At 71.3% G+C, this 15,704-nt stretch carries 13 protein-coding genes and 1 tRNA gene; 5 read left to right on the top strand and 9 right to left on the bottom strand.

From position 1 onward, the window contains the following. The first annotated feature begins 70 nt into the window (after positions 1–70). The gene (locus tag GE300_RS03370) at positions 71–505 is read left to right on the top strand and encodes a hypothetical protein (protein WP_154444918.1); all 435 of its coding nucleotides are present in this window, start codon (positions 71–73) and stop codon (positions 503–505) included. 163 nt (positions 506–668) lie between these two features. On the opposite strand, the gene GE300_RS03365 is transcribed toward GE300_RS03370, so the two are convergent. The 4 genes from GE300_RS03365 to GE300_RS03350 form a co-directional block, all read right to left on the bottom strand. Next, positions 669–2,387 carry an SLC13 family permease gene (locus GE300_RS03365; RefSeq protein ID WP_154445557.1) on the bottom strand — a complete coding sequence of 573 codons (1,719 nt, stop codon included), beginning with the start codon at positions 2,385–2,387 and terminating at the stop codon, positions 669–671. 143 nt (positions 2,388–2,530) lie between these two features. Beyond that, complete coding sequence (locus tag GE300_RS03360; RefSeq protein WP_154444916.1) at positions 2,531–3,520, bottom strand: hypothetical protein; 990 nt, start codon at positions 3,518–3,520, stop codon at positions 2,531–2,533. A gap of 98 nt (positions 3,521–3,618) precedes the next feature. Next, positions 3,619–4,437: a TIGR00282 family metallophosphoesterase gene (locus tag GE300_RS03355; RefSeq protein ID WP_154444914.1), complete on the bottom strand. Its 819-nt coding sequence runs from the start codon at positions 4,435–4,437 to the stop codon at positions 3,619–3,621. 42 nt (positions 4,438–4,479) lie between these two features. Continuing rightward, complete coding sequence (locus tag GE300_RS03350) at positions 4,480–5,058, bottom strand: 5-formyltetrahydrofolate cyclo-ligase (RefSeq protein ID WP_154444912.1); 579 nt, start codon at positions 5,056–5,058, stop codon at positions 4,480–4,482. A gap of 390 nt (positions 5,059–5,448) precedes the next feature. Between GE300_RS03350 and GE300_RS03345 the strand changes: the two genes are divergently transcribed. Continuing rightward, the gene (locus tag GE300_RS03345; RefSeq protein WP_154444910.1) at positions 5,449–7,731 is read left to right on the top strand and encodes a glycosyltransferase; all 2,283 of its coding nucleotides are present in this window, start codon (positions 5,449–5,451) and stop codon (positions 7,729–7,731) included. A gap of 136 nt (positions 7,732–7,867) precedes the next feature. After that, positions 7,868–8,299 carry an MmcB family DNA repair protein gene (locus GE300_RS03340; RefSeq protein WP_154445556.1) on the top strand — a complete coding sequence of 144 codons (432 nt, stop codon included), beginning with the start codon at positions 7,868–7,870 and terminating at the stop codon, positions 8,297–8,299. A gap of 16 nt (positions 8,300–8,315) precedes the next feature. Here the strand turns inward: GE300_RS03340 and GE300_RS03335 are convergent, their stop codons facing one another. Further along, positions 8,316–8,513 (bottom strand): DUF6324 family protein, encoded by a 198-nt coding sequence (locus GE300_RS03335; RefSeq protein WP_154444908.1) that lies wholly within the window; start codon positions 8,511–8,513, stop codon positions 8,316–8,318. Between the two features lie 111 nt (positions 8,514–8,624). Between GE300_RS03335 and GE300_RS03330 the strand changes: the two genes are divergently transcribed. Next, a tRNA-His gene (locus tag GE300_RS03330) sits at positions 8,625–8,701 on the top strand. 627 nt (positions 8,702–9,328) lie between these two features. Here GE300_RS03330 and GE300_RS03325 read toward each other — a convergent pair. Genes GE300_RS03325 through GE300_RS03310 form a run of 4 tightly spaced genes read right to left on the bottom strand, consistent with a single transcriptional unit; the run spans position 9,329 to position 14,275 of the window. Next, the gene (locus GE300_RS03325) at positions 9,329–9,835 is read right to left on the bottom strand and encodes a sarcosine oxidase subunit gamma (protein ID WP_154444906.1); all 507 of its coding nucleotides are present in this window, start codon (positions 9,833–9,835) and stop codon (positions 9,329–9,331) included. Next, complete coding sequence (locus tag GE300_RS03320) at positions 9,828–12,758, bottom strand: sarcosine oxidase subunit alpha family protein (protein ID WP_154444904.1); 2,931 nt, start codon at positions 12,756–12,758, stop codon at positions 9,828–9,830. The genes GE300_RS03325 and GE300_RS03320 overlap by 8 nt, the downstream gene beginning before the upstream one ends. Then, positions 12,755–13,015, bottom strand: coding sequence for a sarcosine oxidase subunit delta (locus GE300_RS03315; RefSeq protein WP_154444902.1), 261 nt, complete (start codon positions 13,013–13,015; stop codon positions 12,755–12,757). The genes GE300_RS03320 and GE300_RS03315 overlap by 4 nt, the downstream gene beginning before the upstream one ends. 9 nt (positions 13,016–13,024) lie before the next feature. Next, positions 13,025–14,275, bottom strand: a complete 1,251-nt coding sequence (locus tag GE300_RS03310; RefSeq protein ID WP_154444900.1) for a sarcosine oxidase subunit beta family protein — start codon at positions 14,273–14,275, stop codon at positions 13,025–13,027. Positions 14,276–14,417: 142 nt separating this feature from the next. On the opposite strand from GE300_RS03310, the gene GE300_RS03305 reads away from it, so the two are divergent. Further along, a complete protein-coding gene (locus GE300_RS03305) occupies positions 14,418–15,689 on the top strand; it encodes an O-antigen ligase family protein (RefSeq protein ID WP_154444898.1) in 1,272 nt (423 codons plus the stop codon). The last annotated feature ends 15 nt before the right edge of the window (positions 15,690–15,704 follow it).

The raw sequence follows: 15,704 nt of genomic DNA, 5'->3' as shown, positions 1-15,704 counted from the left end.
GGGCGGCCCGGCGCCGCCCCGCATCCGCAGCACGAGCCAACCCGATCCACGCTGAAAGACGAGGCCATCCATGCACAGAACCTCCCTCGCCGCGCTGGTCCTGAGCGCCGGCGCGCTGGCCGCCTGCGAGACCGCGCAGCCGCAGGCGCCGACCCTGCCGGTCGGCCCCGGATTCCAGGTCTCGACGATCGCCTGGGCGGACAGCGAAGCGACCACCCGAATCGCCTATGCGCTGCGGGACAACGGCGGGCGGACCGAACTGTGCGGCGCGATCGCCTCCGAGGGCTCGGCGGCGGTGACGACGCTCGAGCCGCAGATCCTGAACAACACGAGGCTGGCCTCGGGCGAGACCGAGATCGCCCCCGGCCTGGCCTATTTCACCCGCACCGGCAGCGTGGCCGAAGGCACGCCGGCAACCTGCGTCGTCACCGAGGTGCCCTGGAACGACGCCTGGGCCGAGACACCGCCGCAAATCGAGGTCAAGCTCGAGGAATTCTCGCTCTGACCCGTGGCCGCTGACGCCGCCGGCCACATCTACGCGCCACGGGCCCCGGTTGTGCCGCAAGGCGGAACCGGGGAGAAGGGACCTGGCGCGTCAGCGCCTCCGCCGGATCAGACCTGCCGGATCAGACCTGCCGGATCAGACCTGCCGGATCAGACCTGCCGGATCAGTTCAGCGGCCACAGCAGCGGGATCGCCAGGCTCGACACCAGCCCCAGGCTCAGGTTCAGCGGCGCGCCGATCTTCAGGAAGTCCGAGAACCGGTAGCCGCCGGGCCCGTAGACCAGGGTGTTGGTCTGATAGCCGATCGGGGTCGCGAAACTGGCCGAGGCCGCGACCATCACCGCGACGACCAGCGGCCGCGGATCCACCCCCAGCGCGTCGGCCAGCCCGATGGCGACCGGCGTGACCACCACTGCCACCGCGTTGTTCGACATCATCTCGGTCAGCACCGAGGTCATCAGGAAGATGCCCCAGATCAGCAGCGGGCCGGGCAGCTGCATCAGCGCCGGCGCCAGGGTATCGGCGATCAGCCGCACCGCCCCCGATGCGTCCAGCGCCTGCCCCACCGCCAGCATCGAGAAGATCAGGATCAGCAGCCGTCCCTCGATGAAGCCGAACGCCTCGTCGGCGTCGATGCAGCGCGCGGCCAGCACCAGCGCGACGCCGGTGATCGCCAGCGCGAAGATCGGCGCCACGTCCAGCGCCGCCAGCACCACGATCCCCGCCAGCACCATCAGCACCAGCGGCATGTGGCTGCGCCGGTACGAGCGCGCGGTCGGCTGCGAGATGTCCACCAGCCCCTGGTCCAGCGCCAGCCGCCGGATGTCGTCGGGCGCGCCCTCCAGCAGCAGCGTGTCGCCGACGCGCACGGTCACGTCGTCCAGCTGCCGGCCGATGTTCTGGTTCCGCCGGTGCACCGCCAGCGGGTAGACGCCGTAGCGGCGGCGCAGGCGCAGCTCGCCCAGCGTGCGCCCGATCAGCGCGCAGCCCGGCGAGATCAGCGCCTCGACGGTCTTGGTCGACTTCGAGCCCAGCTCGTCGACCATGTGCACGTCGCCGCGCTCCTTCAGCCCCAGCAGCTCGCCCACCGCGGTGCGCAGGATCACCCGGTCGCCCTTTTCCAGCGTCACGTCCGGAAACCGCCGCCGCAGCGACTCGTCGGCCCGGAGCACGTCGATCACCCGCGTGCCGGTGCGCTGGAACAGCGGCACGTTGAACACCGTCTCGCCGACCAGCGGCGAGCCCTCGGGAATCGCGATCTCGGTGAAGTATTTCATCGACTTCCGGTCGGTCAGCAGGTCCGCCATGCTGTCGCGCACCGGCAGCAGCCTGGGCCCCGCCACCCGCAGGTAGAACAGGCCCCACGCCGCCAGGATCACTCCCAGCGGGGTGATCTCGAACAGGGTGAACGGCGCCAGCCCGTTGGCGCGCGCCACACCGTCCACCAGCAGGTTGGTCGAGGTGCCGATCAGCGTGCAGATCCCGCCCAGGATCGCGCAGTAGCTGAGCGGGATCAGCAGCTTGGACGGCGCCAGCTTCATGGTCTGCGCCAGCGACACCGCCACCGGGATCAGCATCACCACCACCGGCGTGTTGTTCATGAACGCCGAGGCGAACAGCGTCGCCACCCCGAACCCCCACAGCACCGCGCGCGGCCGCGTCTCGGCATGCGCCCCGATCGAGTTGGTCAGCGCGGTCAGCGCGCCGGTGCGCACCAGCGCCCCCGAGATCACGAACATCGCGCCGATGGTCCACGGCGCGGGGTTCGAGAACACCGCCAGCAGCCGGTCGGTGTCCAGCACCCCGGTCACCAGCATCACCGTCGCGCCGAACAGCGCCACGACCTCGGTCGGATAGGTCTCGCGGACGAACAGCACGAACATCGCCAGCAGCACGCCGAGGGTGAACTGGGCCTCAAGGCCCGCTGGGATCAGGTCGGTCACTTGCCGCGGTCGTTCCTGTTGGGGTGCGTACGGTGGCGCAGCTTGGCCGAGAAGGCCCCGGCGCTCAAGCGCAATGCGCCGGCTCAGCCGGGCAGCAGGTCGGACATCCGCAGATCGGGGTCCGGACGTCCGACGCTGGCGGGTTCCGGGCACAGCGCCTGCTGGTGGAAGAACGAGGTCAGCGTCAGCAGATGCTCCATCGAGGCCAGCCCGTCCGGCCGCAGAATCGCCTGCCGCAGCGGTCCGGTGACCGCCGTCCGCGCCCTGTCCGGGTCCGGCGCCCGGCGTCCCACCCGCTCGGCCTGCCACAGCCGCAGCGCCTTGCCGGGCTTCAGCATGTGAACGCCCCAGATCGCTCGCAGATCCTGCGGCCGGTAGATCAGCGCGCCCTCCGGGTCGAGATCGGCGACCTGCTCGCGGATCACCTGCAGCGGGGCAGCGACGATCTGCTCGGCCGTCGGTCGTCCGCCGCCCTTGGGCAGATGCGCCAGCGCGATCAGGTAGCGCGCGTAGAACCCTTCGTGATGCCAGGTGTCCGGCACCGCGAATGCACCCCAGCCGTCGGGGCGGAAATGCTCGCCGATGGTCCTGGAATCGTACAGGTGCCAGTGGAACGGCAGCGCCGCGTGGTCCATCGTCGGATAGGCCCAGATCTCGCCCGGCGTCAGCACCAGCCGCTCGGGGCCCTTCAGCATGCGCCGGGCGCGCGGTTTCGGATGCGGCGCATCCCATGCCGCACGCAACGCCGCCAGCGCGGCCGCGCGGCGCGCAAGATCGGCGGCCGTCATGTCCAGCGCCTGTTTCGCCGCCAGATCGGCGCCGCTGTCGATGATGCCGCGCGCCGTCGCCATCACCGGCGGGTGATCGATGCCGTAGCGATGGAACCGGTCGGCCAGCGCCAGCCAGAAATCGACCTCCTCCTCGGCGTGGGGCGCCTCGCCCATGCCGAATTCCCGCGCCATCCGCGCCGCGACCTCGGCGGGCGGCACCGGCAGCCGGGCGATCTCGCGGAACCGCGCGCGCACGTCGCAGGCGGTGTCGTCATCGTAAAGCCCCGTGCCCCAGGCTCCCATCCGCGCCTCCGTGGTCCCGCTCCGGTCGTGGTCCGCCCTTTCATGCCCGCTGCGCCGTGCCCGGGCAACCGCTGCCTCGGGCAGCGGGGACCGGGCGCCTAGAAGTCCGGTCCGGCCTGCGCCAGACGGCCGCCGACACGCACCGCGGCCAGGTTCACCGCCCGCCCGGTGCGGTCGTCGGTCTCGACCACCACGCCCGACAGCGTCGCCTCGCCCGCGGCGGGCGTGAAGCGGCCCTTGCTCATGCCGGTGATGAAGCGGTTCAGCGGCTCGGTCTTGTCCATGCCGATGACAGAATCGTAGTCGCCGCACATGCCAGCATCCGTCATGTAGGCGGTGCCCTTCGGCAGGATCTGCGCGTCGCCGGTCGGCACATGGGTGTGCGTGCCTACCACCAGCGAGGCGCGGCCGTCGCACCAGTGGCCCATCGCCATCTTCTCCGAGGTCGCTTCGGCGTGCATCTCGACGATCACCGCCTGCGCCAGCCCGCCCATCGGGGCGGTCTTCAGCGCCGCGTCCACCGCCGAGAACGGATCGTCGAACGGGCGCTTCATGAACACCTGGCCCAGAACCTGGATCACCAGCACCTTGCGTCCGTTCGGCGCGGTGAACAGCCGAAATCCCTTGCCGGGCGCGGCCTTGGCGAAATTGATCGGCCGGATGATCCGCGGCTCGCTGTCGATGAACCCCAGCATGTCGCGCTGGTCGAACGCATGGTCGCCCAGCGTCAGGCAGTCGACGCCGGCCTCCAGCAGTTCGGTCGCGTTGCCGCCGGTCAGCCCGGTCCCGGACGAGGCGTTCTCGCCGTTGACCACGATGAAATCCAGCTTCCAGTCGGCGCGCAGCCGCGCGATCCGGTCCAGAATCCCGTTGCGGCCGGTGCGGCCGACGATATCGCCAAGAAAAAGCAGCCTCATGCGCTGCACCTAGAGCCAGCGCGCGCGGAACGCAAGCCGCGCTCAGCGCGGCAGCACCAGCCCGGTCTCGGTGACGATCGCGTCCAGCTTCTGATCGGTCGGCTCGACCGGCACCGCCGCCGCGGCCTGCCCGGAATAGGCAAGCCCCAGCGCCGTCAGCGCGCGCCGCGCGCGCAGCGTCTCCAGCGTGCGGTCGTAGTAGCCGCCGCCATAGCCCAGCCGGAAGCCGAGCGCGTCGAACGCCAGCAGCGGCACGATCAGCAGATCGGGCTCGGCCGCGGAACCGGTGTCCGGGACCATCGCCCCGAACGCCCCCGCCACCAGCGGCGACGCCGGCTCCCAGAGCCGGAAGTGCAGCGGGCGGGCCGGGCCCTCGACCACCGGCAGGCAGATGCGAAAACCCCGCTCGTGCAGCCGCTCCAGCGCCGGGCGCGGGTCCAGTTCGCTGCGGATCGCGGCATATCCGGCAATGCAGCCGCCGGGGCGGCACCGGCGGCCGATCTCCCGCTCCAGCAAGGCCAGCGCCGGCGCCGGGTCGGCGCTGGCATGCGCTGCGGCGCGCGCGGCACGGGCGCGCCGGCGGGCGTCGCCCTTGGGGTCCTGCAATGGTGCTGCGGTCATGTTCGGGAAGTGCCACGCGGGCGCGGCGAAAGGAAGAGGGACGGTAACGAGAGCGGCGGGCCCGCAGCGACCGTGAAGGCGCTGGATCCTTGAGAGCCTGGAGAACCAGGTGGGCACCGGGTGCGCAAGACCAGGGTCGAGCACAGAGCCAGCTCCCTCAAGAATATTTAAGGCCACTAGGATGAAGGCCTTGCACGAGAAGAGCAGCACCCGCCACCGCGAAACATAGGGCGGCGATGGGCGCTTGAGAAGGGGCCGGATGCAAATTCTCCGGCACGAAGATACGCACCGCCAGCCGCGAGCCATCGCCGGCCCAGCCGCGCCGGCGACGCTCTGTTAACGTTCCGTTAACCATGCCGGCCGCAGCATGCCGGCATGGAACCGGGCAGCATGGCCTCCGCGCGACTGTGGGTGCTGGGCAGCTTCGCGCTGACCGGCGGGGCGGTTCCGTGCCACGCCGCCGCCTGCGTCGCCGGCGCAGCCGAGGCCGGCGCGGCGGTCACCGCGCTGGTGCCGCAGCCCGGCGCGTTCGGGCACGCGGTGATCGGCGCGCAGCCACCCGATGCCGGCGCCGACGGCATCATCTATCTCAAGGTCCTGCGCCGACCGCCCGAATCGCGGCGCCTGCGCGGCTGGCTGGTCCGGCTGCTCGCGCTCCGCCGACAGGTCCGGGCGGCGCGCCGGGTGGTCGCGATCTCCGAGCGCCGCCCGCCCGCGGCGCATCGCCTGGTGCTGCGCCTGCTCCTGGGGCGCGGCGTCGTTCTCGCCGACCTCGCGACACCGGCGGCGGCGATCCTGTCGCGTTGCCTGGGGCTGCCCGCGCCGACGCTTGCCCCCGACCGCGCCGAGGCGACCTGCTTCAACCTGCTGGCCACCGCCGGTGCCGAGCTGCGTCTGACCGAGCAGCACGTGGCCCGGGCGCTTGCCGGTCCGGCGGGCCGGGCCCTGCCCGAACACGCGCGGCACGATATCCTCGAGCTGGCGCGCGCCGCCCGGCGACTGTCCGCGCGCACGGTGGAGGCCGCCGCCCGCCACGGCAGGCTGCGCCCCGGCCCCGCATTGCCGCGGGCGCTGCGAATTGCGCTGGGGCCCGACCCCGACTACGCGCCGACCCCGCGCATCGCGGTGCACCTGCGCCACGCCGGCAAGCGCCGGCGGCACTGGCGGCGGTTCCTGCCCGGCCCGCCGCCCCCCGAGATGGACCTGCCCGGCCCCGAGGGGGTGCTGCTGCGCGCACTGGCCGGGCGCACGGCGCCGGACGACGCCGAAACGCTCGCGGCGCTCGACCGGCCGCTGGGCCCGGGACTCACGCTCAGCCGCGGCGACTGGCTGCTGATGCTGGCCCTGCGCCTGCCCGCCGAGCGCCACGACAGCCTGTCCGCGCCATGGGCCTGCCCGTTCCTGGCCGCGACGCTCGCCACGGTGCGCCCGGATCCGGACACAGGCACCGACACAGGCGCAGGCACCGACACAGGCACCGCACCAGCCCGGCGCGCGCCGCGGCCGCCGGCGCTGCACCTGGTCGGCATCGCCGGCAACGCCACCGGGCTGGCGCAGAATTTCTGGATGAGCGCCGCGGCCCTGCGCGAGGCGGGCATCAGCCCCCGGCTCGAACCGGTGGACGCCGGCGCCGCCGCGGTCGCGGCGCTGCCCGCCCCGCCGGACGGGTGCGGGCGGCGGCTGGTCCGCAGCGCCACGCTCTACCATCTCAACGCCGACCGGATCCCGCAGCAGATGCTGGCCCGCGGCGCGCGGGCGGGCGACGGGCCGCAGATCGGCTTTCTGCTGTGGGAGCTGGACCGGCTTCCCGCCACGCACCGGCTCGCGCTGCAGATGCTGGACGAGATCTGGGTGCCGACGGTGTTCCTGAAGCGGGTCTACCAGCGATGTTTCGACCGGCCGGTGACGGTGGTGCGCAAGGGGATCGCGCTGCCGCCGCCGGCGCCGGTCGCCGGGCCGCCGGCGGGCGTGTCGCGGTTCCTGATCTGCTTCGACGCCCGCTCCTCGGTCGCGCGCAAGAACCCGCTGGCCGGCGTCCGCGCCTTCCAGGCCGCGTTCGCCGGGCGCACCGACGTGGAACTGGTGGTCAAGACCACCCCCGCGCCGCCGGCGCACTGGGGCGATCCCGAGGGGCAGATGGCGGCGATCGCGCGGGCCGCGGCGGTCGATCCGCGGATCCGCATCGACCGGCGGATGCTGCCCTTCCCCGAACTTCTCGGCCTGATCGCCTCGGCCGACGCGCTGGTCTCGCCGCACCGGGCCGAGGGCTTTGGCTACCTGCCGGCCTGGGCGCTGGCGCTGGGGGTCCCGGTGGTGGCGACGGATCATTCGGGCAGCCGCGACTTCTGCACCCCGCTGACCGCCGAGCCGGTCGCGGCGCGGCTGGTCCCGGTGCCCCGCAGCCAGGCGATCTGGCCTTGTCCGGGCGCGCGCTGGGCCGAGGTCGAGCCCGACGCGCTGACCGCCGCCCTGCGCCGCGTCGCGGGCGATCCCGCCGCAGCCCGCCGCCAGGCCGCGGCCGGTCGGCTGGTGATCGAAAGCGACTATTCGCTGGCCGCACAGGCCGCGCGCTACGCCGACCGGCTGTCGCATCTGGGGGTGCTGGAGCCCGCCGCGCCGATCGCCCGCGCGGCAGGCCTGCCGCAGGACGCACCGGCGGAAATCCGGGCCTGACAGCGCGGCATCCGACGGGGCCCCGGTTGCGCCGCAAGGCGGAACTGGGGGGAAAGAACCGCGGCGCGCCAGCGCCTCCGCCGGATCACCGGACGAAGCCTTGCGACATGTTCACCTATTGTTCATATTCGTGCACATGGACTACGACCTGTTACCCGGCCAGCGCCTGACCCGCGGCGTCAGCCGCCATCTCGAAAGTCTCGGCTTCGCCTGCGTGCCGGAGTTCGTGCCGACGCGCGGCCTGCGCGTCGATATCGCCGCCATAGGCCGCAGCGGGGAGATCTGGGTGGTCGAATGCAAGTCCTGCCGCGCCGACTTCATGGCCGATCACAAGTGGGACGGCTATCTGCCGTGGTGCGACCGCTTCTTCTGGGCGGTCGACGCCGACTTCCCGCAGGAGTTGCTGCCGGACGGCACCGGGCTGATCCTGGCCGACGCCTGGGACGCCGAGATCCTGCGCGAAGGGCCCGAGTCGCGGCTCGCCCCGGCCCGGCGCAAGGCAGTGACGCTGAAGCTGGCGCGCACCGCCGCCGAACGCCTGCGCCGGCTCGAGGACGCCGCGTTCTGAGCGCGCGTGCCGCGCCTCACTTCCTGCGGGTCTTGACCTTGCGCGCCTGGGCCGCGGCGATGCGCAGTTCCTCGGCGATCTCGTCGGCCTCGTCCGGGTCGAAATCCAGCGGCAGGTCCACGGCATCGCCGAAGACGTAGAGCCGCACCATTCCATGGTCGGTCGGGCCGATCTGCAGACCGGCCTCGGTATCGGATTCGGTGTTGATGCCCATGGCGCCGCCCCTTCGCTTGCAACGGCGGCTGACCTAAGCCCGGGCGCGCGCAAATGCAAGGCGGAGGGTCTTGCAATCCGCCCCGGCTGGAGGTACCACGCGCGCCACGGTGCCGACTTAGCTCAGTTGGTTAGAGCGCTAGATTGTGGATCTAGAGGTCGCTGGTTCGATTCCAGCAGTCGGTACCAAAAAAACCCAAAAACTCAGAGCGTTATGCGGTTAACGACGTCACGGCGGGGCCCACTCGGCTTGTGTAGGCATCGTGTAGGCGCGCCCTGCCTAAATGTACTCAGGATCGTGGCAAACAACTTGCACTTTGAATTGAAGGGAATATTCCGACATACTGCGCTCCATCATATCAGCCAATACCGCGGGAATATTATCGTGAAGATGACGAGGTCAATTGTCGATTTGGTAAATTATAAACCGCAGGTAGGGATCAGCTTGCAGGACCAAATGAATTCATTCGTAAACGGCCAATCTGTAAAGTGTGAAATGTACTACAAGGAATACATGGAAAATGTACTCATTTTCGCGGATGAATACTCAGATTGTCTAAATAGTTTAGAATAAATTTAATATATATTCGGACGGACACACGCAAAATGCGAAGTACTGAAGCTCGGTCGGGAAGAATTCGCGTTCGCGCCCTACAGCTGCCGTCATCACCACAATATCAGACAGGAAGCCCCTAGGTATGCCCGTCGTCAGAAGTTCACTTCTTCGGCCTAACAGCAGGTCGGGCCCGGTCGCTCAATTCTTCAAGCTCTAGAGGTCCCCCGCTCAATCCGGGGAGTCGGTACCATAAATCCTCTTCAGCCTCCGATCGCATCCTGCGCCGCGACCGATCGCATCGCGGTCTCAAGCTCGTCCAGCGCCGTGCCGGCGAACGAGCGCATCACCAGGATCAGGTAGCCGTCCGCCTCGGCGGTGATCGAGGCGGCCATGTGCGCCAGTTCACTGCGCGCGGTGGCGCCTTCGGGGAAGACCGCAGGGTGCAGGTCCAGCGGGCACAGCCGCGCCAGCACCGCCCGTGTCCCCGCCCCGGTCAGCCGGAACCCGGCCCAGCCGTCGGACTGATCGCTGAGCGCCATGCCCGGCAGGTCGGGCGCCGCGCCCAGCACGAACCACAGCGCACGGCCCATCCACAGCACCCGCGCCCCGCCCAGGATCGCACTCATCCCCGGCGGCGGAAGGTCGTGGCCGGCGCTCGCCAGCGGAACCGCGGACGTGATCCGAACCCACGGCATCGGCGCAAGCGCAGCCTGTCCGTAGCGGCACGGCGCGAATCCGACCGGCGGGGTCGCGTCAAGCTCAGGCACGCAGGCGGCCTCCTTCCGGATCGAAGAACGGCAGCGGCACGACCTGCGCCTGCGCCGCGCCGCTGCGCATGTGGTCGACGATGTCCAGCACCTCTCCGGTCCGGTTGCGCCCGTCGCGCAGGAAGCCCAGCGCGATATAGCGGTCCAGCTGCGGCGACCAGCAGACCGAGGTCACATATCCCTGGTCCATCTGCCGGACCTGCGCCGCGCCGGCCGCCACCAGCCGCGCACCGCCGTTCAGCCGCGCGCCCGGCTCCACTGCCTCAAGCCCCACCAGCTGCTCGCGCCAGCGCCCCGACAGGCCCGCGCGTTCCCTCATCCGGTGGCCGATGCTGCCCGGCTTCACCATCCGTCCCAGCCCCAGGTCGTCCGCCGTGGTGCGTCCGTGCAGTTCGGCATGGGTCAGCAGGCCCTTCTCGATCCGCAGCACGTTCAGCGCCTCCATCCCGTAGGGTCCGCCGCCCAGCGTCTCGGCGCGGTCGACCAGCCGCCGGAACAGCGCGTCGCCGTACCGCGCGGGCACGGCCAGTTCGTAGGCATGCTCGCCCGAGAACGAGATCCGGAACAGCCGCGCGCCGACACCCCGGACCGAAACCTCGCCGCAGGCCATGAAGGGAAACGCGCCCAAGGGGGCGTCGAGCAGCCCGTCGACCAGGTCCCGCGACTTCGGTCCGGCGATGGCGCATTGCGCCCACGCCTCGGTGACCGAGACCAGTGCCACGTCCAATTGCGGCCACAGGCATTGTGCGCAGAACTCCAGGTGCGCCATCACCTGACCGGCGGCGGCGGTGGTCGTGGTCACCACGAAATGCTCCGGCCCCAGCCGCGCGCAAGTGCCGTCGTCCATCACGAAGCCATCGTCGCGCAACATCAGCCCGTAGCGCACGCGCCCCGGCTTCAGCGTGGACATGGTATTGGCATAGACGCGATCCAGAAACGCCGCCGCATCAGTGCCTTGCACGTCGATCTTGCCAAGCGAGGTGACGTCGCAGACGCCCACCGCCTGCCGCACCATCCGCGCCTCGCGGTCGCAGCTTTCGCGCCAGTGCGTCTCGCCCTCCCGCGGGTAATAGGCGGCCCGGTGCCATAGCCCCGCCTCGACCGTGGGTGCGCCCCGTTCGAGCCCGTAGGCATGGCTGGGCGGCAGCCGGTGCGGCGCGAAGCCCCGCCCGTCGGCCCCCGCCCCCAGCGCGGCGATATCGATCGGCGTGTACGGCGGGCGGAAGGTCGTGGTGCCGATCTGCGCGATCTCGCGCCCCGCCAGATCCGCCATCACGCCCAGCGCCCCGACATTCGCCGACTTGCCCTGATCGGTCGCCATCCCCAGCGTGGTATAGCGTTTCATGTGCTCGACCGAGCGGAAATTCTCGGCATGGGCCAGCGCCACGTCCTTAACCGTCACGTCGTTCTGGAAATCCAGCCATGCGCGCCCCCTGGTGCGCGGCACCTGCCACAGCGGCGACAGGCGCGGCGGCGTATCCTCTGCGTTGGGCACGGGGATCGAGGGCGGCTCGAAGCCCAGCGCCTCCAGCGCCTTGCGGGCGCGGTACTGCCCGGATTTCATCGCGCCGCGGGTCGAGAACTGGCCCAGCGCCGCACCCGCCACGTCCAGCCCCGGCACCGCATCGGACGCGGGCACGAAGGCGTGAATCGCGGGGTTCCACCGCGGCCGCCCGTTCATGTGGCAAGTCAGGTGCAGCGCCGGGTTCCACCCGCCCGAGACCGCCAGCGTGTCCACTTCCAGCCAGCGGTGCCGCCCGCCGCCGTCACGGGTCTGCACGGCACGCAGCCCCAGCCGCCCGCGCGTGTCGGTCACATGCGTGCCGGTCATCAGCTGCCACGGCCCCTCGGGCGGGGTGACGCCCGCGCGCGAGTCGATCAGTGCCGCGACCTCGATACCCTGCGCCGAAAGGTCCCGCGCCGTCCGCCAACCGTCGTCATTGTTGGTGAACACTGCTACCCGCCGGCCCGGCGCGACGGCCCAGCGGTTGGCATAGGCCCGCGCCGCACCCGCAAGCATCACCCCGGGCCGGTCGTTGTGCGGGAAGGCGACCGGACGCTCCAGCGCACCCGCGGCCAGGATCGCCCGCCGCGCCGCGATCCGCCAGAAGGTCAGGCGCGGCGCCGCCTCGGGCGGCCGGGCCATGTGCTCGGCCACCCGCTCCAGCGCACCGAAGGTGCCGCCGTCATAGGCCCCGGTGACCGTGGTGCGCGGCATCGGCGTGACGTTGGGCATCTGCGCCAGCGCGTCCCACAGCTCCGCCGCCCATGCGTGTCCGGGCGCGCCGTCCACCTGCTCCCGCTCGGCCAGCAGACGGCCGCCGGGGCGGCAATCCTCGTCGGCAAGGATCACCCGCGCCCCGGCTTCCGCCGCCATCAGCGCCGCCATCAACCCGGCGGGTCCGGCGCCGATCACCAGCAGGTCGCAATGCGCGAAGGCCTTGTCGCAGGCGTCCGGGTCGCGCTTCCCCGACAGCCGCCCCAGCCCGGCGGCGCGGCGGATGAGCGGCTCGTAGACCCTCTCCCAGAAGGCGGCGGGCCACATGAAGGTCTTGTAGTAGAACCCGGCGCCGAGGAACGGTGCCAACAGGTCGCTCACCTGCCCCGCATCCCACGCCAGCGAGGGCCAGCGGTTCTGGCTGCGCGCCTCCAGCCCCTCGTAAAGCTCCTGCACCGTGGCGCGGGTGTTCGGCCGGCGGCGCGCGCCGGTACCGACCTCCATCAGCGCGTTCGGCTCGTCCGAGCCGGCGCTCAGCACGCCGCGCGGCCGGTGGTACTTGAAGCTGCGGCCCATCAGCCGCACTCCGCCGGCCAGCAGCGCCGAGGCCAGCGTGTCGCCCTGAAACCCGGAGTATTCCCGCCCGTCGAAGCGGAAGCCCAGCGGCGCGGCGCGGTCGATCAGGCCACCGGTTTCCAGCCTCATGCACCCTCCTCCGCCAGCCGGATCGAGAGCACCTGGTGATTTCGCGTATCCCGCACGACATGCAGCCAGGCCGAGCAGCCCGAGACGTGATGCCAAAGCTCGGCGTTCGGCCCCGCGGGGTTGTCGCGCAGGTGCACATATTCGTGCCAGGCGTCGAACGGCGCATCATCGGCGGGCCGGTCCGACAGCGTCGCCGAGCCGAGATAGCTGAACTCCCGGCTGTCGCGGTCGCCGCAGAGCGGGCAGGTCAGGCGCATGTCCGCCGCCTAGTGCTTGTTGGGCTGGGCACCGGTCCCCTCCTCGTCCAGGACATGGCCGGTCTCGAACCGGTCCAGCCGCAGCCGCATCGCGTGCGGCGAGGGGCGGTCGGTGGCGATCAGGTGCGCGAAGCACCAGCCGCTGGCCGGCGTCGCCTTGAAGCCGCCATAGCACCAGCCGCCGTTCAGGTAGAGCCCGTCGATGGGCGTGCGGTCGATGATCGGCGAGCCGTCCATGCTCATGTCCATGATCCCGCCCCAGTGCCGCAGCATCCGCGCCCGGCCCAGCATCGGCATCAGCGCCATGCCGGCCTCGTGCACATGCTCGATCATCGGCAGGTTGCCCCGCGCGGCGTAGGAGTTGTAGAAGTCCAGATCGCCGCCGTAGACCAGCCCGCCCTTGTCCGACTGGCTGATGTAGAAATGCCCCATGCCGAAGGTGACGACCCCCGGCAGCACCGGCTTCAGCCCCTCGGTGACGAAGGCCTGCAGCACATGGCTTTCGATCGGCAAACGCAGCCCGGCCATCTGCGCGACCTGGCTGGTCCGCCCGGCGACGGCCATGCCGACCTTGCCCGCGCCGATGAAACCGCGCGTCGTCTCGACCCCTGTCACCCGGCCGCGTTCGATCCGGAACCCGGTCACCTCGCAATTCTGGACCAGGTCCACGCCGCGCCGGTCCGCGCCGCGCGCGAAGCCCCAGGCAACGGCGTCATGGCGCGCGGTCCCGGCCCGTCGCTGGCGCAGCCCGCCGAGGATCGGAAAACGCGGGTTGTCGTGGTTCAGGCCGGGATACGCCCGGCGCACGCGGTCGCGGTCCAGCAGTTCGGCATCGTCGCCCTGCATCCGCATCGCGTTGCCGCGCCGGGCATAGAAGTCCATCTGCCCGTCGGAATGCGCCAGGTTGATGATCCCGCGCTGGGACATCATCACGTTGTAGTTCAGCTCCTGCTCCAGCCCCTCCCACAGCTTCAGCGAGTGGGAATAGAACTCGGTGTTGCCGTCGAGGTGGTAGTTGGCGCGCACGATGGTGGTGTTGCGCCCGACGTTGCCGCCGCCCAGCCAGCCGCGCTCCAGCACCGCGACATCGGTGATGCCGTGGTTCTTCGCCAGGTAGTAGGCGGTCGCCAGCCCGTGCCCGCCGGCGCCGATGATGATGACCTGATAGGCGAGTTTCGGTGCCGGGTCGCGCCAGGCCGGCTGCCAGCCGCGCTGGCCGCGCAATCCCTTGGCGATCACCTGCCAGCCCGAATACCGCATCCGCTCTCCCCGACCCTGCGGGCAGGAAACCCTGCCGGGCGGGACACGGCAAGGACGAAACCGACGGGCGGATGTCGTTTTGGCATGACTTGCGCGGCAATCGCTTGGCATAACGGGGCAAAACCAGGAGGGCAGGAGCAGGATGAGCACCGCCGCCGCCGGCACCGGATCGGCCACGCAGACGACGGGCCTCCGGCGCCTTGCGCTGTTCTACGCCAGCTGGCCGGCGCTGGGGGCGCTGCTGTGGCTGGCGCTGGGCGACAGCGATCCGCTGAGGAACCGCGCCCCGGTGGATTTCCTGCCGATCTTCGAGCTGGTCGCGATCCTGATGGCGCTGCGCACCGGGATGCGCACCGAGTGGCTGTCGGCGATGACGCGGCCCGAGCGGCTGGCGCTGGCGCTGTTCGCGGCGGTGTTCGTCTGGACCTCGGCGGTCGCGATCGAGCCGCTGGCGGCGCTGGAGCGCGCGGCGCCGCGGCTGCTGCACGTGTTCGCCGGGATCTCGCTGTGCTGGCTGCTGTCGCGGGCCGCGCCGGCGGCGGGACGGGCGCTGGTCGGGGCGCTGGCGGCGCAGCCGCTGGTGCATCTGCCGGTGCTGGTGGCGCTCTACCTGCTGTACCTCGACGATCCGGCGCACAACTGGCTGGGCGGGCCGGTGGGCTACTGGCACGTGCGCGCCTGGGGCATGCTGCTGGCGGCCGCGCTGGCGGCGGGCTTCGGCCTCTACGTGCGGGCGCGGCCCGCGGTCGCGGGGCACCTGGCCTGGGCGGTGATCCTGGCGCTGCTGGCCGGGCTGCTGGCGTTCTCGGGCACGCGCTCGGGGCTGCTCGGCGCGCTCGCCGGCATTGCCCTGGGCGCGGTCCTGCTGCCCGGGGCGCTGCGCCGGCTGCCGGTGCTGGCGCTGGCGATGGCCGCGGGCGGCGCGCTGTCGCTGCTGCCGACGCCGCCGACCCGGCACTGGGGGCTGATCAACGGTCTGGCCGAAACCACCGCCGCCGACGCCGAGACCCGCTCCGGCGGACGGCTGTCGCTGTGGTCGGACACGATCGCGCTGATCGGCGAGCGGCCCTGGCTGGGCTGGGGCCACGACCAGTTCCGCTATGCCCGGCCGATGCCGCCCGAACTGGAAGTGATCCACCCGCACTCGGCGCCGCTGCAGTTCCTGTTCGACTTCGGGCTGATCGGCGGGCTGGCGCTGGCGCTGCTGCTGCTCTTGCTGTGGCTGCGGGCGATCGGCGCGGCGCGGCGCGAGCCCGGCGCGGGGCGGACCGGGGCGCTGATGGCGCTGAACGCGCTGCTGGCCACGGCGATGATCGACGGCGCGCTCTACAACGCCGAGACGCTGCTGGCGGTGGCGATCTGCTTCGCGGTGCTGCTGGCGTCCCCGCTTGCCAGCGCGCCCGAGGGCGGCTAGGGAAGCGCCGATGCA

Origin of the sequence: Halovulum marinum (assembly GCF_009697225.1) — a bacterium.
GTDB classification, from domain to species: Bacteria; Pseudomonadota; Alphaproteobacteria; order Rhodobacterales; family Rhodobacteraceae; genus Halovulum; species Halovulum marinum.
The sequence above is the reverse complement of the archived record's forward strand: the minus strand, read 5'-3'. Positions and strand labels throughout refer to the sequence as shown.